The organism is Microbacterium testaceum StLB037, from assembly GCF_008763945.1.
GTDB classification, from domain to species: Bacteria; Actinomycetota; Actinomycetes; order Actinomycetales; family Microbacteriaceae; genus Microbacterium; species Microbacterium testaceum_G.
The window spans coordinates 1-21297 of the sequence record NZ_VTQH01000004.1 but is presented as its reverse complement, the minus strand read 5'-3'; the positions used below and the strand labels follow the sequence as shown (position 1 = coordinate 21297).

19 protein-coding genes are annotated in these 21297 nt (G+C 71.3%); 10 read left to right on the top strand and 9 right to left on the bottom strand.

What is annotated here, in order from left to right; genetic code table 11:
* Position 1: 1 nt before the first annotated feature.
* The 3 genes from F9B98_RS15635 to F9B98_RS15625 are packed head-to-tail and all read left to right on the top strand — an operon-like array spanning position 2 to position 3180.
* On the top strand, positions 2–580 hold the full coding sequence (locus F9B98_RS15635; protein WP_150959149.1) for an NUDIX domain-containing protein: 579 nt from the start codon (positions 2–4) through the stop codon (positions 578–580).
* 1 nt (position 581) lies between these two features.
* A complete protein-coding gene (xerD, locus tag F9B98_RS15630) occupies positions 582–1511 on the top strand; it encodes a site-specific tyrosine recombinase XerD (protein ID WP_150959148.1) in 930 nt (309 codons plus the stop codon).
* A gap of 28 nt (positions 1512–1539) precedes the next feature.
* A complete protein-coding gene (locus F9B98_RS15625) occupies positions 1540–3180 on the top strand; it encodes an ABC-F family ATP-binding cassette domain-containing protein (RefSeq protein WP_150959147.1) in 1641 nt (546 codons plus the stop codon).
* A gap of 124 nt (positions 3181–3304) precedes the next feature.
* Here the strand turns inward: F9B98_RS15625 and F9B98_RS15620 are convergent, their stop codons facing one another.
* The 9 genes from F9B98_RS15620 to F9B98_RS15580 all read right to left on the bottom strand — a co-directional run bounded on the left by F9B98_RS15620 (position 3305) and on the right by F9B98_RS15580 (position 13555).
* A complete protein-coding gene (locus F9B98_RS15620) occupies positions 3305–3649 on the bottom strand; it encodes a helix-turn-helix domain-containing protein (RefSeq protein ID WP_150959146.1) in 345 nt (114 codons plus the stop codon).
* A gap of 99 nt (positions 3650–3748) precedes the next feature.
* Positions 3749–5299: a GMC family oxidoreductase gene (locus F9B98_RS15615; RefSeq protein WP_150959145.1), complete on the bottom strand. Its 1551-nt coding sequence runs from the start codon at positions 5297–5299 to the stop codon at positions 3749–3751.
* Complete coding sequence (locus tag F9B98_RS15610; protein WP_191966907.1) at positions 5296–6690, bottom strand: alpha/beta fold hydrolase; 1395 nt, start codon at positions 6688–6690, stop codon at positions 5296–5298. The genes F9B98_RS15615 and F9B98_RS15610 overlap by 4 nt, the downstream gene beginning before the upstream one ends.
* Before the next feature lie 324 nt (positions 6691–7014).
* Entirely contained in the window at positions 7015–7917 is a 903-nt protein-coding gene (locus F9B98_RS15605) for an SDR family oxidoreductase (protein WP_150959143.1), read from the bottom strand.
* Positions 7918–7993: 76 nt separating this feature from the next.
* Positions 7994–9121, bottom strand: a complete 1128-nt coding sequence (locus tag F9B98_RS15600; RefSeq protein WP_150959142.1) for a glycosyltransferase — start codon at positions 9119–9121, stop codon at positions 7994–7996.
* Entirely contained in the window at positions 9118–10281 is a 1164-nt protein-coding gene (locus F9B98_RS15595; RefSeq protein WP_150959141.1) for a nucleotidyltransferase family protein, read from the bottom strand. Before F9B98_RS15595 ends, F9B98_RS15600 begins: the two co-directional genes overlap by 4 nt.
* A gap of 155 nt (positions 10282–10436) precedes the next feature.
* Positions 10437–11432, bottom strand: coding sequence for a LacI family DNA-binding transcriptional regulator (locus tag F9B98_RS15590; RefSeq protein ID WP_225310386.1), 996 nt, complete (start codon positions 11430–11432; stop codon positions 10437–10439).
* Positions 11433–11549: 117 nt separating this feature from the next.
* Positions 11550–12704 carry a Gfo/Idh/MocA family protein gene (locus F9B98_RS15585; RefSeq protein ID WP_150959140.1) on the bottom strand — a complete coding sequence of 385 codons (1155 nt, stop codon included), beginning with the start codon at positions 12702–12704 and terminating at the stop codon, positions 11550–11552.
* A complete protein-coding gene (locus tag F9B98_RS15580; protein WP_150959139.1) occupies positions 12701–13555 on the bottom strand; it encodes a class I fructose-bisphosphate aldolase in 855 nt (284 codons plus the stop codon). The genes F9B98_RS15585 and F9B98_RS15580 overlap by 4 nt, the downstream gene beginning before the upstream one ends.
* 128 nt (positions 13556–13683) lie before the next feature.
* Between F9B98_RS15580 and F9B98_RS15575 the strand changes: the two genes are divergently transcribed.
* From F9B98_RS15575 to F9B98_RS15545, 7 genes are all read left to right on the top strand, one after another.
* Positions 13684–14676: an aldose 1-epimerase family protein gene (locus F9B98_RS15575; RefSeq protein ID WP_150959138.1), complete on the top strand. Its 993-nt coding sequence runs from the start codon at positions 13684–13686 to the stop codon at positions 14674–14676.
* A 90-nt stretch (positions 14677–14766) separates the two neighbouring features.
* Positions 14767–15843 carry a LacI family DNA-binding transcriptional regulator gene (locus F9B98_RS15570; protein WP_150959137.1) on the top strand — a complete coding sequence of 359 codons (1077 nt, stop codon included), beginning with the start codon at positions 14767–14769 and terminating at the stop codon, positions 15841–15843.
* Positions 15840–16877: a class I mannose-6-phosphate isomerase gene (locus F9B98_RS15565; protein ID WP_150959136.1), complete on the top strand. Its 1038-nt coding sequence runs from the start codon at positions 15840–15842 to the stop codon at positions 16875–16877. The genes F9B98_RS15570 and F9B98_RS15565 overlap by 4 nt, the downstream gene beginning before the upstream one ends.
* A complete protein-coding gene (locus tag F9B98_RS15560) occupies positions 16874–18268 on the top strand; it encodes an FGGY-family carbohydrate kinase (protein WP_150959135.1) in 1395 nt (464 codons plus the stop codon). Before F9B98_RS15565 ends, F9B98_RS15560 begins: the two co-directional genes overlap by 4 nt.
* A gap of 2 nt (positions 18269–18270) precedes the next feature.
* Positions 18271–19050, top strand: coding sequence for an ATP-binding cassette domain-containing protein (locus F9B98_RS15555; protein WP_150959134.1), 780 nt, complete (start codon positions 18271–18273; stop codon positions 19048–19050).
* Positions 19047–20129, top strand: coding sequence for an ABC transporter permease (locus F9B98_RS15550; protein WP_225310385.1), 1083 nt, complete (start codon positions 19047–19049; stop codon positions 20127–20129). The genes F9B98_RS15555 and F9B98_RS15550 overlap by 4 nt, the downstream gene beginning before the upstream one ends.
* A gap of 43 nt (positions 20130–20172) precedes the next feature.
* Positions 20173–21162, top strand: coding sequence for an ABC transporter substrate-binding protein (locus F9B98_RS15545; RefSeq protein ID WP_150959133.1), 990 nt, complete (start codon positions 20173–20175; stop codon positions 21160–21162).
* Positions 21163–21297 lie beyond the last annotated feature (135 nt).

Genomic DNA, 21297 nt, shown 5'->3' with positions numbered 1-21297 from the left:
CGTGGAGGAGGTGCGCGACGAGAAGGTCGAGCTCGAGCTCGTCTCGACCGACCTGGTCTACGAGGGCGCCGTCTGGGACGTGCGCTCCGATACCGTCCGCTACGGCGACGGTGAGATGACCCGCCAGTACGTCGAGCACCCGGGGGCCGCGGCCGTCGTGGCGATCGACGACGACGAGCGCGTCGTGCTCATCCAGCAGTACCGCCACCCGATCAAGGAGCGCGACTGGGAGATCCCCGCGGGGCTCCTCGACGTCGCGGGCGAGCCGCCGATCGAGACCGCCAAACGCGAGCTGACGGAAGAGGCAGACCTCGCCGCCGACCGCTGGCAGCACCTGGTGTCGATGCACACCACCCCGGGCGGGAACGACGAGGTCGTGCACCTCTTCCTCGCGCGCGGTCTGCGGGCGGTCGAGACCGACTTCGAGCGCGAGCACGAGGAGTCCGACATGCGACTCGAGCGCGTGCCGCTGACCGAGGTGATCGACGGCGTGCTCGCGGGGCGCCTGCGCAACGGCATCCTGGCCACCGGCGCTCTGGCCGCGGCCGAGGTGCTGCGCCGCGAGGCATCCGCCCGCTGACGTGGAGCTCGAGCGCGCGGTCGAGACCTATCTCCGGCACGTCGCGCTCGAGCGCGGGCTCTCCGATCACACCGTCGCCGCGTATCGCCGCGACCTGGCGGTCTACACGGCGTGGCTGGGCGAGCGACGCGTCGTCGAGGTCGAGGCGGTGACGCCTGCTCTCATCGCGGACTTCGCGGCCGAGCGCGCTTCGGCCGAGCCGCCCCCCGCGTCGTCGTCGTTGGCGCGGATGCAGTCGTCGGTGCGGGGGCTGCACCGCTTTCTCGTGCGGGAAGGGCGGGTGGATGCCGATCCGTCCGGGCGCCTGCGTCCGCCCAAGGCCCCGCGTCGGCTGCCGAAGGCCCTCACGATCGCCCAGGTCGACCTACTTCTGAACGCCGCGGGGCCCGCGCCCGGCTCGGCGGACGCCTCGGCCGCGGAGCCCGCGGCCGTGCGCGATCGGGCGCTGCTCGAGCTGCTGTACGCCACGGGAGCGCGAGTGTCGGAGATCGTGCAGCTCGATGTCGACGACACCGCCCACGGCGATCTGCTGCGCGTGCGCGGCAAGGGCGACAAGGAGCGGATCGTGCCCGTCGGTTCGTACGCCCGCGCCGCGGTCGAGGCCTACCTGAGGCGGGTGCGGCCGGCGCTCGCCGCGAGGGGACGGGCGACGCCGCGGCTGTTCCTGGGCGTGCGCGGGGCGCCGCTGTCGCGTCAGAGCGCGTGGTTGATCATCCAGGCGGCCGCCGAGAAGTCCGGGCTCACCGCGCACGTCTCGCCGCATACGCTGCGGCACTCGTTCGCGACGCACCTGCTACAGGGCGGAGCCGACGTTCGTGTCGTGCAGGAGCTGCTCGGACACGCCTCGGTGGCGACGACGCAGATCTACACGCACGTCTCGGTCGATGCGCTGCGCGACGTGTACGCGACCTCGCACCCGCGGGCGCGGTGAGGCTGCGGCATCCTGAGACACTGGAGGGATGACCGCCACCCTCGTCGCACAGGGCCTCGCCGGGGGCCACGGACACCGCACGCTCTTCGACGGCGTCGACCTCACCGTCGCGCCGGGAGACGTGATCGGCGTGGTCGGCGCGAACGGTGCGGGCAAATCGACGCTGCTGCGCCTGCTCGCCGGCGTCGACGAGCCGCAGGGCGGGGCGATCAGCCTCGCGCCGAGCGACGCCTTCGTCGGCTGGCTGCCGCAGGAGCACGAGCGCGTCGCGGGAGAGACCGTGGCGGAGTACATCGCGCGCCGCACGGGCTGCGCCGCGGCGACGCGGGAGATGGATGCCACGGCCGCGGCTCTGGGCGATGCCTCGATCGTGGGGGCGGACGACGCCTACGCCACGGCCCTCGAGCGCTGGCTCGCCAGCGGCGCGGCCGACCTCGACGAACGGATGCCGGTCGTGCTCGCCGACCTGGGCTTGGAGGTGGGACCGGATGCCGAGATGACCGGCCTGTCCGGCGGGCAGGCGGCGCGCGTGGGGCTGGCCGCGCTGCTGCTGTCGCGCTTCGACATCGCGCTGCTCGACGAGCCGACCAACGACCTCGACCTGGACGGGCTCGAGAGGCTGGAGACGTTCGTGAAGGGACTTCGCGGCGGGGTCGTTCTCGTCAGTCACGACCGGGAGTTCCTCGCCCGCTCGGTGACCCGGGTACTGGAGCTCGACCTCGCGCAGAACTCCCACCGTGTCTACGGCGGCGGGTACGACGCCTATCTCGAGGAGCGCGCGACCCTGCGTCGACAGGCGCGTGAGAAGTACGAGGAGTACGCCGACACGAAGGCCGATCTCGTCTCGCGCGCTCGCACGCAGCGCGAGTGGTCGAGCCAGGGCGTGCGCAACGCGATGAAGAAGTCACCCGACAACGACAAGATCCGCCGAAAGGCTGCGACGGAGTCGAGCGAGAAGCAGGCGCAGAAGGTGCGCCAGATGGAAAGCCGTATCGCGCGACTCGAGGAGGTCGAGGAGCCGCGCAAGGAATGGCAGCTCGAGTTCACGATCGGTTCGGCGCCACGGTCGAGCTCCGTGGTGTCGACGCTGTCGGGTGCGGTCTTCCGCCAGGGGGACTTCACCCTCGGTCCGGTCTCGCTGCAGGTGAACGCGGGGGAGCGCATCGGCATCACGGGGCCCAACGGTGCCGGGAAGTCGACGCTGCTGCGCGGCATCCTGGGTCGTCAGATGCCCGACGAGGGGTCGGCCTCGCTGGGGTCCAGTGTCGCGATCGGCGAGATCGATCAGGCGCGGTCGCTCCTCGTCGGAGAGCGCCCGCTGGCCGAGACCTTCGAGGGCTTCGTCCCCGAGATGAACGCGGGCGAGGTGCGCACGCTGCTGGCGAAGTTCGGCCTGAAGGCCGACCATGTCATGCGGCCGGTGGACGGGTTGTCGCCGGGCGAGCGCACGCGCGCAGGACTGGCACTGCTCCAGGCGCGAGGTGTCAACGTGCTCGTCCTCGACGAGCCGACCAACCACCTCGACCTGCCGGCGATCGAGCAGCTCGAGCAGGCGCTGGAGTCGTACACCGGCACGCTGCTGCTCGTCACGCACGACCGGCGGATGCTCGAGGCGGTGCAGACCGACCGCCGCTGGCGCGTCGAGGCCGGGCGGTTGTCGGAGCTGTAGGGGGCGTGCGCCCGGGGATCACCGAGAAACGCCCGCTGCACCGGGAAACGCCCTCGGAGGGCGTTTGCCCGTGCAGCGAGCGTTTATCGAGGTGGGTGCGGGGCCCGAGAGGCGCGGAACGGAGTCAGCGGCCCTGGCGCTTCTTGTAGGGCTTCGGCTCGCCCTTGACGATCGGGGCCCGGCCCTTGCCCTTGTTGGCCTTCGCCTTGCCGCCGCCGGGGGCCTTCTGCCGGGGTGCGGCGGGAGGCGCGTCCGCGATGCGATGGTGCGCCTCTTCAAGCAGCAGACGACCGGCCGGGGTGAGCTGCGTCGGCGGGGTGCGCGAGACGAGCGGCTGACCCACCTCTTCCTCAAGCTTGTCGACGGTCGTGTACAGCGAGGCGAGGGGGATGCGCAGCTTCTCGGCCGCGCGCGGGAAGTGCAGCTCCTCAGCGAGGGCGGCGAACCGGACGAGGTGCTCGAGCTTCATGGCATCCATTCTCCCGTGTCGAGCCGCGACACGTTGAGCGTCCACGACTCGCCGCGCCGCAGGCCCGGCGAACGGCGTGTCGTGGACACTCGACGAGGGTCAGGCGGCGGAGGCCAGGAAGCGGTCGGCCGTGCGCAGCGACAGGGCCATGATCGTCAGCGCGGGGTTGGCGGCGATCGCCGAGGGGAAGACCGAGTTGTCGCAGATCCACAGGTTCGGGATCTCGTGCGAACGGCCGTCGGCATCGACCACGCCGTCGGACGGGTCGTCGGACATGCGGCAGGTGCCGATGGTGTGCGCGGTGCGGGCGAGGACCATCGTCTCGCGCGCTCCGGCGGCCTCCATCACGCGCAGCATGAACGCGGTCGCGTGCTTGTCGATCGCCTTCTCGTTGTCGCCGGCCGTGAACGTCACCCGCGCTCGCGGAATGCCGAACTCGTCGAGCTCGTCGACCAGCTCGAGCTTGTTGTCGTCGGAGGGCAGGCAGTCGGCGTTGATGCCGATGCCCGCCATGAACCGTGCCTGGTCGAGCCGCTGCATGAGCTGCGGCCCCCAGAGGCCGCCGCCGCGCACGAGGGTGGTCGAGAAGGTCAGCGGCATGACCCCGAGGCTCTGCACGAGGTACCCTCCGGCGAAGTCGGCGTCGGCCGGGCGCATCATGTCTTCGCTGATCAGCGACGACGGGTATCCGCGGTGTCCGCGCACCGGCTCGTCGAACCGTCCCCACACCTGCGTCGCGCCATGGGCGAGGAAGTTGCGGCCGACCTGGCCGTTGTCGTTCGCGAGGCCGGTGTGCAGCAGAAGACGGGGCGTCTCCACACCGCCGCCGGCCAGCACGAGCGAGCGGCAGCGCTGGCGGCGATCGACGCCGTTCTTGCGGTACACGACGGCCTCGACGTGCCCGCGCGCGTCGAGCTCGATCCCGTGCACCATCGCTTCGCTGCGGATCTCGGCGCCGGCGGCGACCGCCGCGGGCAGGTACGTGTTGGAGGTAGAGGCCTTGGCATCCACCCGGCATCCCTGGTGGCACTCGCCGCAGTTGACGCACGCTCCGCGCTCGCCGTGGTGATCCTGCAGACGGGCCCGGGTCAGCACCGCGGCCGGGGCGTCGGCCCAACGCACGCCGAGCGCGTCGCAGCCCTTGGCCACGAGGTTCGCCGGCGCGTTGCGCTTCGCCGGGGCGTACGCGTAGCGACGCGCGGGGTCCCACGGGTAGGGGGACGGACCCGAGACGCCGATGTCGCCCTCGACGCGCTCGACGTAGGACAGCAGCTCGTCGGGGTCGATCGGCCAGTCGCGGCCCACGCCCGACTCGGTCCGCAGCGCGAGGTCACGGCGATCGGGGCGCGGGGTGAAGGCGCCCCAGTGCAGCATCGAGCCGCCCACGCCGCGCCCGCTGTTGTTCGGGCCGAAGGCGGTGGGGTCTTCTCCGCCGCTGAGGCGCTCCGACATCCAGTTGATCTCGACGGCCTCGGTCTCATCGGGGGTGAGGTCGTCGAGCGAGAAGTGCCGCCCGGCCTCGAGCGCGACGACGGTGAGGCCCTTCCGGGCGAGCTCCGCGGTCAGCGGGGCGCCGCCGGCGCCGGTTCCGATCACGACGACGTCGACGACCTCGTCGTCGGTGTAGGTGCGCATCGCTTCGAGGTTCATGCCGCGTCTCCTGTCGCGATCGTGCCGCCGACACTCGACGGCTCCCAGTCTTCGCGGCGCCCCAGGCGCAGCTCGACGTATCCGCGGATGGGACGGCCGCCGGTGGCGAAGCCGTCGTACCCGACCCGCGCCATGCTCGCCGGGTGGGCGAGCCACTGGCGGATGAGGTCGTTGCGCACGTCTTCGAGCCAGGCCTTCAGCTGGGCGGCGTCGAAGGGGCCGTCGGCATCCGCTTCCCCCTCCACGGCGGCGCGGAAGGTCTCGGCCCGCTCGGCCGGATCGGTGGGCCACGTGGCGGCCAGCTGGTCGAGGCCCACACGGTAGGCCTCGGCGTCGACGGGGAGGTCGGCGTTGCGCCAGCCGTCCCCCTCCTCGCGCGCGAGTTGGGCGTCGACGCGACCGGCGAGGTCGATCGCGGGCCCGTCCTGCGGGACGACGAGATCGGCGATCTCGCGCAGCAGGGTCAGCTGCGCCAGGTTCAACACCTCGGGAGCGTAGCCGCGGTCGTCGGGCACGGAGCGGCGGGCCAGGATGCCGCGGACTCGGTCGTCGACGCGATCGCCGGCGATGAGGCGGGCCCAGTCGTCCGGAACCACGGGCCCGACCCGTACTTCGTCGGCGATGAAGCGCGAGATCGCGTCGGCGGCTTCGGCCGGACGCTCGAGCGGGATCATGTGCCCCGTGTCGGGGAGGGTCGAGAAACGTGCCCGCGGGTAGACCGAAGCGAGCAGTCCCGGCTGGGCGGCGGCACCGAGGTCGGCGTCGTCGGTGCCGGCGAGCACGAGCACGGGCAGGTCGAGGGTCGCGACCTCGGCGGTGACGTCGATCCGGCTGCCCGTCTCGAGCCACGCGCGCCACGCGGTGGGCGAGGTGCGCCGGAGGTCGGCGAGGGCGAGGGAGTGCGCACCGGCATCGAGGGGCTCGGCGGTGTTCTGGTCGATGAAGGTCTCGGCATTCTGTTCCGAGATCGCTCCGCCGTCGACCCACGAGAGCATCCGCTCGCGCCGTTCCTCGTCCATCGGCTCAGGACGGGGAGGGGACGGGGCCATCAGCACCATCCCGCGCAAACCGAACAGCGGGGCGTCGCCGCGCAGCACGCGGGCCGCGACCAGGGCCGCGATCTTGCCGCCCATGCTGTGGCCACCGAGCATCCAGGGACCGTTCTCGTGCTCGGAGAGGCGCCGGATGACGTGGTCGACGGTGTCCCCGAGGGTGGCGTCGGGGGCGCTCGCCGCGGAACCGAAGCCGGGAAGGTCGATGCCCTGCACGCGGACATCGCCCGGGAGGCGCTCGGCGAGACGGTCGAAGGATCCGGAGCTCGCTCCCAGCGCGTGCAGCAGGTACAGGGTGAGGGGCGCCCCGCTGGCGGCGGGAGCGGTTTCGGTGGGCATGCACTCACGCTCGCTTACGGCAGGGGCGGGAAAGGGTCGCTTGCGGAACGAGACGTTTTGCGCAAGCATCCGCGACGGGCGGGTCCGGCGGGCGGGAGGTGGGTTTGTTCGCACCGCGTCCTGAGGCAGCGGATTGCCGCGCGTCGGGGTGGGTGTGCAGGTGGCCCCGGGGCCACGGCCCACGCCCCGGGGCCACGAAGCGCGCCCCACGAGCAGGTGAGGGCCCCGCGCAAGCGCCCCCGCCCCGCGCGCCCCATCGCCGGTCGCCAGACACGACGATCGCCCCGTCCGCGCGCGGCGGGCCGGGGCGATCGAGGTGGTCGGTTACGGCGTGACCATGCCGCCGTTGACGTTGAGCGTCTCACCCGAGACGTAGCTCGACTCCGCGGAGGCGAGGAAGACGAACGCGGGCGCGATCTCGGCGGGCTGGCCGGCCCGCTGGTAGGTGCTCTCGTCGTCGAAGTGCTCCATCTGGTCGTCGGAGACGCCCTGGCTCACCTGCAGCGCCGACCAAGTGGGCCCCGGTGCGACGACGTTGACCCGGATGCCACGCGAGGCGAGCTGCTGCGCGAGCCCCTTGGACAGGTTGTTGATCGCCGCCTTGGTCGCGGCGTAGTCGAGGCGGTCGGGGGCGGGCACGTAGGCCTCGAGCGAGGCGGTGTTGATGATCGTGCCGCCCTCGGGCAGGTGCGCGAGCGCGGCCTTCGTGATCCAGAACGGCGCGAAGACGTTCGTGCGGAACGTCTGCTCGAACTGCTCGTCGGAGAGGTCGTCGACCTTCTCGACCATCACCTGCTTTCCGGCGTTGTTCACCACGATGTCGAGACCGCCGAGCGCCTCGGCGGTGCGGGCCACGACCTCGCGGCACGCGCCGGGATCGGTGATGTCGGTCGCGATCGAGACGCCGGTGCGGCCGGCATCCCGGATCTGCTCCAGGATGTGATCGGCGTCGCGCTGCTCGTCGGGCAGGTGCACGATGGCCACATCAGCACCCTCGCGCGCGAAGGCGATCGCCACCGCTCCGCCGATACCGGAGTCGCCACCCGTGATCAGCGCCTTGCGGCCGGTCAAGCGGCCGAGTCCGCGGTAGGTCTTCTCGCCCAGGTCGGGGACCGGCGTCATGTCGGCCTGGACACCCGGCTCGGGCTGGTGCTGCACGGGCGGCTCGACGCGGGCGTAACGGGTGACGGGGTTGTCGAAGGTGAACTGGTCGCGATCGGAGGTCATGCCTCGACGGTAGGCAGGATGGTCGACGCCGTGCGCGGCCTTGACGGAAGGAGGAATGCCGGGCAGGTGGTGCGTTTCACCCGGTGACGAAGCCGCGGATGCGCTGCTCGAAGACCTCGGACGAGAACCGCGCCGTCGCCTCGACCCCGTCGAAGACCGGAAGGGAGAGCGCCCTCGATGTCGCCGCGGCCAGGTCTCCGGGGCTCAGCCCGTCGGCGGTGATCCCGGTCACCCCGGCCTCGTACGTCTCGAGCTGCCCGCCGATCGGCCCGGTGACGATCGGGGTGCCGAGAACTTGCGCCTCGACGGGGATGATGCCGAAGTCCTCGATCGCCGGGAACACCAGGACGGATGCCGCGCGGTACAGGCCGCGCAGGAGGGAGTCGGAGGGTGACACGACGAGCGTGACGGGAACGCGCGCGGCGGTGGCACGTTCGCGCAGGGCTGCCTCGTCGGGTCCTCGACCGGCGATGACGGCCGGGACGCCCAAGCGTTCAGCGGTCTCGATGACGAGATCGAGACGCTTGTACGAGGCGAATCGCGAGGCGCCGAGGAGGAAGATCCCGGGGAGAGCGTCGAGCGTACGGCGGTCGGCGTCGCTCAGCAGCCCCTCCCATGCGGTCGCGTCGGCGATGGAGCGCACGTCGACGGGAGGCGGGATGACCACGGCCTCCCGCCCCCAGGCGCGTGCGATGCGCTCGCGCACGAAGGCGCTGTTGGCGGCGAGGGCGACGGGCTCCGCCGCGCGGTGCCGATCGATCGCTCGGAACACGGGCGCGACCGCGCGCACGGCGGCACCCTGCCCGCGCGGGTCGTACTCGGGAGTCCACACGTAACGCGCCGGGGTATGGACGTAGACGTACTTCGGCACGTCTCCCGCGCTCGAACGGATGCGCGCGTGATGGGCGAAGAGGTGCGAGCTGATCAGCATCCACGCGTAGTCGTCCCGGGGGAGCAGGCGCCAGGTGGGGAGGCAGAAGGCCGCAGCGAGAGCCTTGCTCCGGCGCACCGGCGTCTTCGCCAACCACGTCTCGCGCAGGCGACGGTCGGCGAGCCGGGCCGGCGCGTCGTTCCAGAGGCACCGTATGTCGGCCCGGGGAAATGCGCGGGCCATGGCCTCGAGGACGTTCTCGGAGCCGCCGGCCGGGGCGATCCACTCGTGCACGAGGAGACCGGGGGACGGGAGGGGTCGGGTCGCGGTCATCGGTGCCCTTTCCGAAAGAAGGCGGCCGTCCACGTGCGTATCGCCCGGATCAGTCGGCGGCGCCGAGCACGCCCCGCATCGGTCGTCGGGTCGCCCGCGTCAGCGGCGGACGCAAGGGCGATGTCGTCCGCCGGCCAGACGAGGTTTCGCAGAGCGCGGATGCGCTCTCGCGCGGGAATCGAGCGCAGAGCGGCGAGATAGGCCCTGGGACGGTCGGGTTGCGCGCGGTGCAACCAGTCTCGCGGCGGGCCGAGGTCGGGGCCGGGATCGGCATTCGGATAAGCGACTGCGAGGTCATCGCGAAGCGCGGCGACCGCGCCGAGCGCGCGAGCTGCGTCCATGGCGCCGGGGGCCGCCGCGAGGGTCCGCTGCCCGATGAGATGGTCGTTCACGGAGACTTTCCTCCCCACCGCCGGGCGGATGGCGTGGAGAGCGGAGATCACCGCGTGTGCATCGCGTCGGGGGATGGGCACGACCGTCCCGGCCGCGACCATCGTGGTCGACAGGGTCATGACGATGTCGAAAGCGCGCTCGTCGTCGAGAGCGAGACCGGGGAAGCGGCGATGGATGTCGATCTCGCACCCCCAGGCCCGGGGCAGCAGCGTGGTCGAGTGATGGACCGAGGTACCCCGCCAGGGGTCGGGCTGCCGGGCCCATCCCCACGGTTCGAGGGCGGAGGCGAGGTCGTCCCACCGCGCCGGGTCGCACCAGACGTCGACGTCACCGGAGTGCTCGCGCTCGCGGAGCCCCTGATGGTGCAGGGCCGGGCCCTTGACGAAAAGACACCGGATGCCGGCGGCGTCAGCGACCCGGTGGACCAGGGCGTAGATGAGCTCATGCAGGGGGGAGGACAGCAGCGCACGGTCGAGCCTGGTCACGGCTGCGGTGTGGCTCGTTCCGAGTGCGACAAGGCCCTCGTGCTGCAACTGCTCGAGCAGATCGTTCTGGTCGACGGTCAGCGCGCGCGGAGACAGGGGCCCCCGATCGACGAGATCACGCCAGAGGGCGGCGCCGTCGCCGACGAGGCAGAGGGCCGGGCCCGGGATGACGGGGAGGACCAGAATCTCGGCCTCGGGCGAGAAGGCCGCCGCGTCTCTCACATCGAGCGCGCCGAACGCCACGGGGATCCAACGCTCGTCGAGCGGGGGAGCAGGTGACATGCGGCGCTCCTCGGGCAGGCGGTCATCGACCTCCCAGTGTCACCGGCAGCGGCGGGGGAATAGCGGCCGGGCGGCGGCTTTCCGTTCGCACACGACGCGGACTTCACCCACGAAGCTGCTTCGCCTCACCCGGGGTTGCGGGCGTCGAACCGCGCTCAGGACACCCCGCCCCGGTCGACGAGCCGCGTCGGGACGAGGTGCGTGTGCGACCCCGTCGCGGGGTCCGCCCCGCGCGCGAGCAACGTCTCGGCGGCGCGCGTGCCGAGCTCGGTCACGTCGTAGTCGACGATGCGGATGCGGCGGGGGAGCAGGCGCGAGAGCTCGAAATCGTCGAAGCCGGCGATGGCGACGTCGGCCCCGCGGGGCAGGATCGCCTCGAGGGCGCCGATGGTGACGCGGTTGTTCGCGCAGAAGACGGCGGTGGGCGGGTCGGTCGCGTCGAGCAGGCGCAGCACCGCGTCGCGGGCTGTGGCCGGGGTGTGCAGTCCGTCGATGACGAGGGCGGGGTCGAGCGCCCGCCCCTCGGCGGCGAAGGCCTCGCGGGCTCCCGCGAGGCGCTCGACCATCGTGAAGATCTCGGGGGAGTCGAGCAGGACGGCGATGCGACGGTGCCCGGCGGCGAGGAGCTCCGCGACGGCGGCGCGCGCCCCGCCCCGGTTGTCGAGGAGGATCGCGTCGGCGGGCACGCCGCTGCCGGGGCGGTCCAGGAAGACCACGGGGGTTCCCAGCTCGACCTCGCGGGACAGATAGGAGTGATCGGCGGCGGTGGGCACGACGATGAGGCCGCCGATCTGGCGCTGGCACAGATCGAGGGCGAGGGTGCGTTCGAGATCGGCATCCTCTTCGCTGGATGCCATGACCAGATGCATGCGCTCGCGCGTGGCGATCGCCGAGACGGCGGCGGCGACGGCCATGTAGAAGGTGTTCGAGAGGTCGGCGGCGACGAAGCCGATCGTGTCGCGGTTGCCGGAGCGCAGGCTCGCCGCGAGCGCGTTGCGGTGGTAGCCGAGCTTGTCGACCGACGCGAGGACACGCTCGATCATGGCGGGGTCGACGTTCGGCTCCGCGTTGACGACGCGCGAGACGGTCTTGAGGCTCACCCCGGCGTCGGCGGCGACGTCGATCATGGTGGGCCGGCCGGTCTTGCGCATGCGTCTCCTCGAAGGTGCCGCGCGGGGCGGCGTTCTCCGAGCATACGGATACCGCCGGTCGCGCCCGAAAACGCCGAAGGGGCGCCCGCGCTCGGCGGGACACCCCTCGACGCGCCGTCACACCTCGGGTGAGACCAGAGCACCCGTCTCGTGCGACGCGATCGCGGCAGCGAAGAGGCGATGCGTCAGGGCGGCCTCGTCGGGGCGCACGCACCCGAAGCCGTCGCCGAGCTCGCCCAGGTACTCGGCGAGGTAGGCCGCCCACATCTGCAGGATGGCGTCGGAGAAACCCGACTCGAAGTTGGGTCCGGTCACCGTCGGCCACACCGACTGGCTTCCGGCATCCACGCTCTGCCAGCTCTGCTCGCGGCCGACGCCCGGCACGTCGACGAAAGCGAAGACCTCGACCTGCTTGGGGTTCTTGGTGCTGAAGCGCACGCCGCCCGACATGCCGATGGCTTCGAACTCCCACGTGTTCTTCTGGCCGGGCGCGATGCGCTTGGTCTCGGTCGTGAGGGGGAAGGGCGCCCCCTCGTGGCGCGACCAGGAGTGGATCACGGCGTTGTCCCAGGTGTCGCAGGGCTGAGGCGAGCCGTCGGGACCGGGGCGCTCGGTGACGATGTCCTGCAAAATGCCGACGACCTTCTCGGGCGTCCACCCCAGGCGCAACGGCACGTGCCAGGTGTGCATGCCGAGGTCGTTGAGCACGCCCGCGTCGCCGCAGAACTGCTTCTGCCGCTTCCAGTTGAGGGGCTTGTTCACGTCGATGTCGCTGGAGTGCAGGAAGGTGCAGGTCGCCTCGACGATGCGGCCGAGACCGCCCGCGCGCACGTAGTCGACGGCCCACTGGGCGCCGGGGAAGAACGGCATCTCGCTCGAGACGCGGACGAAAGACTGCGGGTTCTCGTCGATCGCGGCGATGACCGCGTCCGCGGCGGCGCGGTCGATGCCGAACGGCTTCTCGGCCAGCAGTGCCTTTCCGGCGCGGACGGTATCGATGTACAGACGCTCGTGCAGGTCGTGGCGCACCGCGATGTAGACGACGTCGACGCGGGGGTCGGCGAGCAGCTCGTGGTGGTCGGTCGTGGTCAGCTGCACCGTGTCGATGCGTTCGAAGAACTCCAGCGCCGCCGGGTTGATGTCGCAGACCGCGACGAGCTCGGGCTCGGCGGGGTGGTCGATGAGAGCGGGCCAGCGTCGCAGCGCCGCGGCGATCTCACGGCCCATGAGGCCGCCGCCGATGATGCCGACGCCGATCTTCTTGCCGGTCATGCGCGGTCTCCTTCGGCGGGGGCGCCGATGAGGGCGAGGGCCTCGTCGACCGAGGCGTCGTCGTGCACGACGGCCATGAGGGCTGCGGTGATGCCGGCAGGGTCGTGGTGCTGGATGACGTTGCGGCCGTAGACGATGCCGCGCGCCCCCTGGGAGAGCACGGCCTGGGTGCGCTCGAGCAGCGTGCGGTCGTCGACCCGGCCCCCACCGCGGACGAGCAGCGGGGTGTCACCCGCGGCCTGGATGACGCGGTGGTACTCGGTGATGTCGTCGGTGGGGTCGGCCTTGATGAGGTCGGCGCCGAGCTCGCGGGCCTGGCGCACGAGCGTGACGACCTTGGCGGTGTCGCCGTCGACGCCGTAGCCGCCGGTGCCGGGTTTGGTCTGCATGACGAGGGGCTCGATCATGAGCGGCATCCCGTACCTCTCGGCGTCGGTCCGCAGAGCCAGGATCGAGCGGATGCACTGCTCGCGCACCTGGGGCTCCCCCGGGAGGTCGAGCAGGTTCACACACACGGCGACCGCGTCGAGGCGGACGGCGACCTCGATGGCATCGGGGACGTGGATGCTATGCAGGGGGGACTCGAGAGGATCGCCGTAGACGTTGGCGATGTCGGTGCGCAGGACGAGCCCGGGCTTCTGCTTGCCGGGGACGGACTGCAGCAGGGGCGCCTGTCCGAGGGTGAGTTGGACGGCGTCGGGGCCGGCGTCGACGAGCGTCGCGACGGTGGCGGCCATGTCTTCGATGCCCGTCAGGAACGAGTGCTCGTGGAAGGCACCATGGTCGACGGCGACGTCGAGAGCGCGGCCGGACCGCGCGTTGAAGAGGCGATTGAGGCGGGGTTTCGACATGGGGTGTGGGTCTCCGAAGCGTCGTGTCGGGGCGCGGCTCTGCGCTCGACGGTCAGTATGCGGGGCACAAGACAACGTTGTCAATCGCTGCTAGCGTGGGCGACGTCACGGCGAGGAAGGCGGGGCTCATGGGCGAGCTGTACGGACGATCGATCGACGAGGCGTTCCGGCGCGCGGGCTCCCGCGAGCAACTGGCGGCCATCGAGGCCTCGGTGCGCACCGACGGACCGGATGCCAGCACCCGGCGCCTGCGGCTCATCGCGGGCGACCTCGACATCGAGCTGCTGCCCGACCGGGGGCTCGATCTCGGGCAGGTTCGGCACCGCGGCGTGCCTCTGGCGTGGGTGTCGCCGACCGGGTGGTCGCGGCCGGGGGTCGCGGGGTTCGGGGCGTCGTTCGGCGGGGGACTCGTGACCACGTGCGGCCTGCTGTCGTTCGGCCCGCCGTCAGTCGACGCCGAGGGGGAGCATCCGCAGCACGGGCGCTACAGCGGGCTGTCGGCATCCGTCACCCGGGCGGAGGTGCAGGCGGATGCCGTGGTGGTCGAGGCGAGCGTCGTCGAGGCGACGGTGCTGGGCGCCCACCTCGAGCTGCGGCGGCGCCTCCGCGTGCCGCTGGGCGAGGGGCGCATCGAGTTGCGCGACGAGATCGTCAATCGCGGTGCGCGCGAGGTCGAGCCCATGGTGCTGTACCACGTGAATCTCGGGTGGCCGCTGGTGGATGCGGGCACGGTGCTGCGGTCGCCTGCCGAGCGGGTGCTCGCGCGCGACGCCGACGCCGAGGCGGGGCTGTCGTCGTGGGCGGAGTTCCCCGAACCGTCCGCGCGGTATCCCGAGCAGGTCTTCGCGCACGGGCTGCCGACCGGTCGCCGCGTGAGCGCCGAGGTCATCGCGGCGTCGGGGCTCGGCATCCGGATCTCGTTCGACACCGCCCGGCTGCCGGGGATGTTCCAGTGGCGGGTCGCCCAGGACGACGGTGTGGTGCTCGGGGTGGAGCCGGCGACGGCGGCGACGATCCTCGGTCGAAGTGTCGCGCGCGAGCGCGGGCTGCTGCGTCCGCTCGCGCCGGGCGCGTCGTGGCAGCTCGGTCTCGACATCGATGTCATCGAGACGCGTTCGTGACTTGACAACGTTGTCCGGTGGGGCTCATGCTGTCTCCATCGAAGCCCGCCCGAGGGTTTCCTCCCGAATGACAACGATGTCGGAGATGCGATGACGCACGACGAGCGACCCGCCGCGACCGCGGTCGCCGAGGCCACCACGGCCCGGCCGCGCGCCCGGCTCATCGACGTCGCGACGGCCGCCGGCGTCAGCCCGAAGACCGTGTCCCGCGTCATCAACGGCGAGGCGGGCGTCCTACCCGGAACCCGCGACCGCGTGCTGCAGACCGTGCGCGATCTAGGCTTCGTGCCCGACCGCAGCGCCCGCGAGCTCAAGCGTCGCGAGGCCGACACGATCGGCATCCTGATCGATGCGATCAGCGACCCGTTCTTCGCCGCCTTCGTCAGCGTCGTCGAGGAGCTCGCGGTGGCCGAGGGGCTCAGCGTGATCTTCGCCAGCACCGGGTACGACGCCGCGCGCGAGACGGCCCAGCTCGACCGCCTGACCGGCCACCGCCTCGCCGGGCTCATCGTTGCGCCGGTCGCCGTCCCCGCGGCGGTGCTCGCGGGACTGCGCCATCGCTGCCCCGTGGTGACCGTCGACCGCGTGCGCTCGGGGATCGACGCGGTCGTGATCGACGACTTCGGCGCCGCGTTCGAGGCCACCGCCGCTCTGCTCTCGCACGGGCACCGTCGCGTCGCCTTCATGGGTGAGGACGTTCCCTACCCCACCGTGAGCGACCGCCTGGCCGGCTACCGCTCGGCTCTCGAGGCCGCGGGCGTGCCGTTCGACGCCTCGCTCGTCGTCACGCACGAACGCTTCCAGGCGGGTGAGGCGGCCGAGGCCTCACGACTGCTCGAGCGCCCCGACGCCCCCACCGCCCTGCTGTGCGCGACGAGCCTCGCCGCGATCGCGACCGTCCAGGCGATCCGCGCGCGAGGGCTGCGGATGCCGGCGCTCATCTCGTTCGGCGATTTCACCCTGGCCGAGGTGCTCGAGCCCGGCATCACGTACGTCGACCACGACCCTCGCCTGCTCGGGGCCGCGGCCTTCCGGCGCCTGCGCCACCTGGCTGCGCACCCCGACGACGCCCCGAGCCGCAGCGTCGTGCCCACGCGCCTCGTTCCCCGCGGTTCGGGCGAAGTCGCCCCCGCCCCTGCCCTCGACCCGATCGGAGCGACGCGATGAAACCCGTGCTGCTGCCCCCCAACCCCGTGCAGCACTTCTACCTCGGCGGCGACCGCATCGCGGCGCTGCGGGGGATCGTGCCCGAGACCGACCGTCAGCCCGAGGAATGGCTCGGTTCGACCGTGTCGCGCTTCGGCTCCGACGAGATCGGTCTCGCCGTCACAGAGGACGGCTCGTTCCTGCGCGACCTCGTCTCGGCAGACCGCGCCGGGTGGGTGGGGGCGCGCAGCGGACGGGATGCCGCGGACCTCGGCATCCTGGTCAAGCTCCTCGACGCGCGGCAACGCCTTCCTGTCCACGTGCACCCCGACCGCGGGTTCGCGTCGTCGCACCTGGACTGCCCCTACGGCAAGACCGAGGCCTGGTACGTACTCGAGACCGAGGACGACTGCGCCGTGCACGTCGGATGGAACGAGGCCGTCGACCGCGACGAGCTCGACCGTCGCCGCGACGCGCAGGACAGCGAGTGGATGCTCGCCCACATGAACCGCGTCGTCGTGCGCCCCGGCATGGGCGTGCTCGTGCCCGCCGGCACCGTGCACGCGATCGACGGGGGGATCTTCGTCGCCGAGGTGCAGGAGCCCACCGACTTCTCGATCCTGCTGGAGTGGTCGGTCACGACCTCGACGCGCGAGGAGTCGCACCTCGACCTGGGATTCGACGCCGTCATGCCGGCCGTGTCGACCGAGAAGCTCGACGCCGCGGCCCTCGACGCCCTGGTCAGCACCGTCGGCGCGAAGCAGGCGGGACCCGCCTTCCGTTCTCTGCTTCCGGATGCCGCGGACCCCTACTTCCGCCTCTTCGACGCCGCGGGCGAGACGGTGGCGCGCGAGGCCGGGTTCTCGGTCGTCCTGGTGCGCGAGGGAGCGGGTGCTCTCGTCGCGGATGAAGGAAGCATCGACGTCGAGCGCGGACAGGTCTTCGCCGTGCCGCACGCCTTCGGTGCCTGGCGTCTCACGGGCGAGGCCGAGATCCTCGTCGCCGCACCCGGCGCCGGGTGGCCCGGTACGCTCCGCGGCGGTGACGTGCGATGACCGCGTACGTCGTCGGCGTCGACATGGGCTCGACGAGCACGAAGCTGCTCGTCGCCACCCCCGAAGGGCGCCCGGTGCTCGTGGCGAGCCGCCCCTCGCCGTGGACCAACCTCGACCACGGCCGGGCCGAGATGCCCGCCGACCGGGCGCTCGCCGTGGTGCGCGAGCTCGCCGCCGAGGCCGACGCGCGCCTCGAGGAGGGCTACCGCGTGCTCGCGCTGGGCGTCTCGGGCATGGCGGAGGCGGGGGTGCTGCTCGATTCCGCGGGCGGGGCGCTCGCACCGATCATGGCCTGGTTCGACCCCCGGGGCGCAGAGCAGATCATGGCGACCCCCGAGGCCTTCCGCGCCGAGTTCCCCGGTCGCACCGGGTTGCCGGTGGGGCCCCTGGCATCCATCGCCAAACTCCTGCACCTGCGGGACACCGGCATCGCGCTCGCCGGGACGACGTTCCTGAACGTCCCGGAGTACGTCGTGCACGCCCTCGGCGGCCCGCGCGTCGCGGAGTACTCACTCGTCTCGCGCACCGGACTCATCGACCAGGACGACAGCACGCCGTGGCAGGCGGCCCTCGACGTCCTGGGGGCCGACGAGTCGATCCTCGGGGAGCGGGTGAGCGCCGGCGAAGCCGTCGGCGTGCTGACCGACGATGCGATGCCCGCGGGGTTCCGCGGCGCGGCCCTCACCATTGCCGGTCACGACCACCTCGTCTCCGCGGTCGCCGTCGGTGCCACGCACACCGGTCAGCTCTACGACTCGATGGGCACGGCCGAAGCCCTCGTGCGCGTGCTCGACGACACCCTCCCCTTCGACGCGCGCGAGCGCCTCGCCCACGCCGGCATCAACTGCGTGCGCCACGTCATCCCGGGCAAGTACGTGCTGCTCGCGGGGACCAAGTCGGGATTGCTCATGCGGCGCGTGCTGCAGCTGCTCGGCATCACGGATGCCACGGGCCGGGCCGTCATCGACGACGCCGCTCTCGCGCTTCCGGTCGACGGAACGCTCGCCGACGGAGGCCTGGAGGTCTCGGGCGCGCGCAACGACGACGGCGTGCTCAAGATCGTCGCGCAGAGCGACGGGCTGAGCCCGGCCGAGCTGTTCGCGGCGTCGCTGCGCCACGGCAACGACATGCTCGACGAGTGCATGGCGGCGATGAACCGCGAAGTCGCCCCGCCCACCTCGACGGTGCTGACCGGAGGCTGGTCGACCATGGCATCCGTCGTCCGCTCGCGCTCATCTCTGCTGCCCGAGGTCACCGTCTCGACCCACGATGAGGCGACGGCGTACGGAGCGGCGCTGTTCGCCGCGTTCGCCGCCTCGACGGAACCCTTCGACGCGGTCGCCTCGGCCTTCTCGGCTTCCTCCCTCCTCCTCACCAACGAAAGGAGCTGACGATGTCGTCAGTCACAACGGCCGTCCCCGTGCTGCAAGCGCGCGGGCTCTCCCGTCAGTTCGGTCACGTCCGGGCCCTCAACAACGTGGACTTCGAGGTCTACCCGGGTGAGGTCACCGCTCTCATCGGCGACAACGGCGCCGGGAAGTCGACCCTGGTGAAGGCGCTTTCGGGCAACCTCGCGGTCGACGAGGGCGAGATCCTCTTCGACGGCAAGCCGATCGAGATGAGCAATCCGCAGGTGGCGTCGTCGCTCGGGATCGAGACGGTCTATCAGGACCTCGCCCTGGCGCCGCACCTGGATCCGGTGCAGAACATGTACCTCGGGCGCGAGATCCGCCGCCCTGGCCTCGCCGGAGCGCTGGGCTTCATGAAGACGAAGGACATGGCCGTGGCCTCGCGCGCCGCCTTCGACGAACTGGGCGCGACCGTCCGCAGCCTCACCTCGCCGGTGGGAGAGATGTCGGGCGGCCAGCGCCAGGCGATCGCGATCGCCCGCGCCGTGCACTGGGCCGGGCGTCTCGTCTTCCTCGACGAGCCCACCGCCGCCCTCGGCGTGCGGCAGACCAAGAACGTGCTCGAGACGATCCGCCGTGTGCGCGACAAGGGCATCGCCGTCGTGCTCATCTCGCACTCCATGCCGCACGTGATGGAGGTCTGCGACCGCATCCAGGTGCTGCGGCTGGGCACCCGCGTTGCCAACGTCGACGCGAAGAACACCTCCATGGAAGAACTCGTCGGGCTCATGACCGGCGCCGTGACGAAGGACGACCAGAAGTGAGCACGAAGACGCCTCCCACCGAGACGGTGGCCATCGGCACGTTCGAGGACACCAAGCCCAACTTCTTCATGGGGTTGCTCAAGGCGCAGGCGTTCCAGATCCTGCTGATCCTCATCGTCATCGTGCTGATCTTCAGCGCGTTGGCCCCCGACTCGTTCGCGCAGTGGTCGAACTTCCGCCTGATCATCCAGAACGCCTCGATCCTCGCCGTCCTCGGCGTCGGCATGACCTACATCATCATCACCTCCGGTATCGACCTGTCGATCGGTTCGGTGCTGGTGTTCTCGGGCGTCGTCTCCGCCCTGACGATGCGGGCGCTCGGCGGCGAGGGATGGGGAGTGGCGACGATCGGCATCCTGGTCTCGATCCTCAGCGGCGTGTGCTGGGGGCTGCTGAACGGCTTCCTGATCGCGAAGGCAAAGATCCCGCCGCTCATCGTCACCCTGGGTTCGCTGGGCATGGCCCTGGGTCTCGCGCAGATCCTCACCGGTGGCGTCGACATCCGCGACGTGCCGACCGTGCTCACGGTGTCGATCGGTTACGGCAACGTGTTCGGGTCGCTGCCCATCATCAGCGTCATCGCGCTCGTGGTCGTCGTGATCGGGGCGATCGTGCTGCACTTCACGAAGTTCGGTCTGTACACCTACGCCGTGGGCTCGAGCGAGCTCGCCGCTCGCCGCGTCGGCGTGAAGGTCGACCGCCACCTCATCTCGGTCTACACGCTGTCGGGGGCGCTCGCGGGGCTTGCCGGCATCCTGGCCCTGTCGCAGTTCTCGACCACCGCGATCGCGGGCCAGTCGCAGACCAACCTGAACGTCATCGCGGCCGTCGTCATCGGTGGCACCTCGCTCTTCGGGGGCGTGGGCACGATCTTCGGCACCGTGGTCGGCCTGTTCATCCCCGCCGTTCTGCAGAACGGCTTCGTCATCACCGGCGTGCAGCCCTTCTGGCAGCAGGTCGCCGTGGGCGCGGTGCTCATCACCGCCGTGTACGTCGACCAGGTGCGTCGCACCGCCGCGACCCGCGGCAACACCCAGAGCCTCTGGCGCAAGTTCGTCAGCGGAGGACGCCGCGGCTGAGGCCCGGCATCCGATCCCCATCAAGAGAGAACAGGCAATCACAATGCAGTGGAACAAGAAGGTTCTCGCGTTCGCCACCCTCGGCGCCGCAGCCACCCTCGTCCTCGCGGGCTGCTCGGGCGGCTCGGCATCCGGCGGCGCGTCGGGCGGGTCCGACGGCGGGTACAAGATCGCGTTCGTGCAGGGCGTCGCGGGAGATGAGTTCTACATCTCCATGCAGTGCGGCATCCAGGCCGAAGCCGAAAAAGAAGGCGCCACCGTCACCACCCAGGGCCCGGAGAAGTTCGACCCCACCCTGCAGAAGCCCATCGTCGACGCCGTCGTGGCCTCCAAGCCCGACGCGCTGCTCATCGCCCCCACCGACGTCTCCGCCATGCAGGCGCCGATCGCTGCGGCCGAGGCCGCCGGCATCAAGGTCGTCCTCGTCGACACGACGCTGGAAGACCCCTCCGGTGCGGTGTCGCAGATCTCCAGCGACAACGAAGGCGGCGGGGCTGCGGCGTTCGAGGCGATCCAGAAGGCCAACCCCAACGGCGGCAAGGTCCTCGTCGTGTCCACCGACCCCGGTGTGTCCACCACCGACGCCCGCGCGCAGGGCTTCGAAGACGCCGTCGCGAAGGATTCGAAGTTCACCTCCGTCGGTGTGCAGTACTCCCACAACGAACCCTCCACCGCCGCGGAGATCGTGACCGCGGCGCTGCAGAAGGACCCCGACATCGTCGGCATCTTCGCCGCCAACCTGTTCGCCGCCGAAGGCTCCGCCACCGGTGTCCAGCAGGCCGGCAAGCAAGGTCAGGTCACCATCGTCGGTTTCGACGCCGGTCCCGCCCAGGTCAAGGCCCTCGAAGCCGGCACCGTCCAGGCCCTCGTCGCGCAGGAGCCCGCCACCATCGGCGAAGACGGCGTCAAGCAGGCCATCGCCGCGCTGAAGGGTGAAGCCACCGAAGCCAAGATCCAGACCGGCTTCACCATCCTGACGAAGGACAACATCAACGGCGACGGCAAGGACGCGGTCTACAAGTCCTCCTGCTGACACCCCCGGATGCCGGGCTCCGGGCCGCCCGCCCGGGTCCCGGCATCCACCCCCCCTTCTCTTTCCCCCCGCGCGAGTCGCCAGATTCTGTCGCTTCGGACACCCCCGAAGCGACACATCCTGGCGACTCACGCA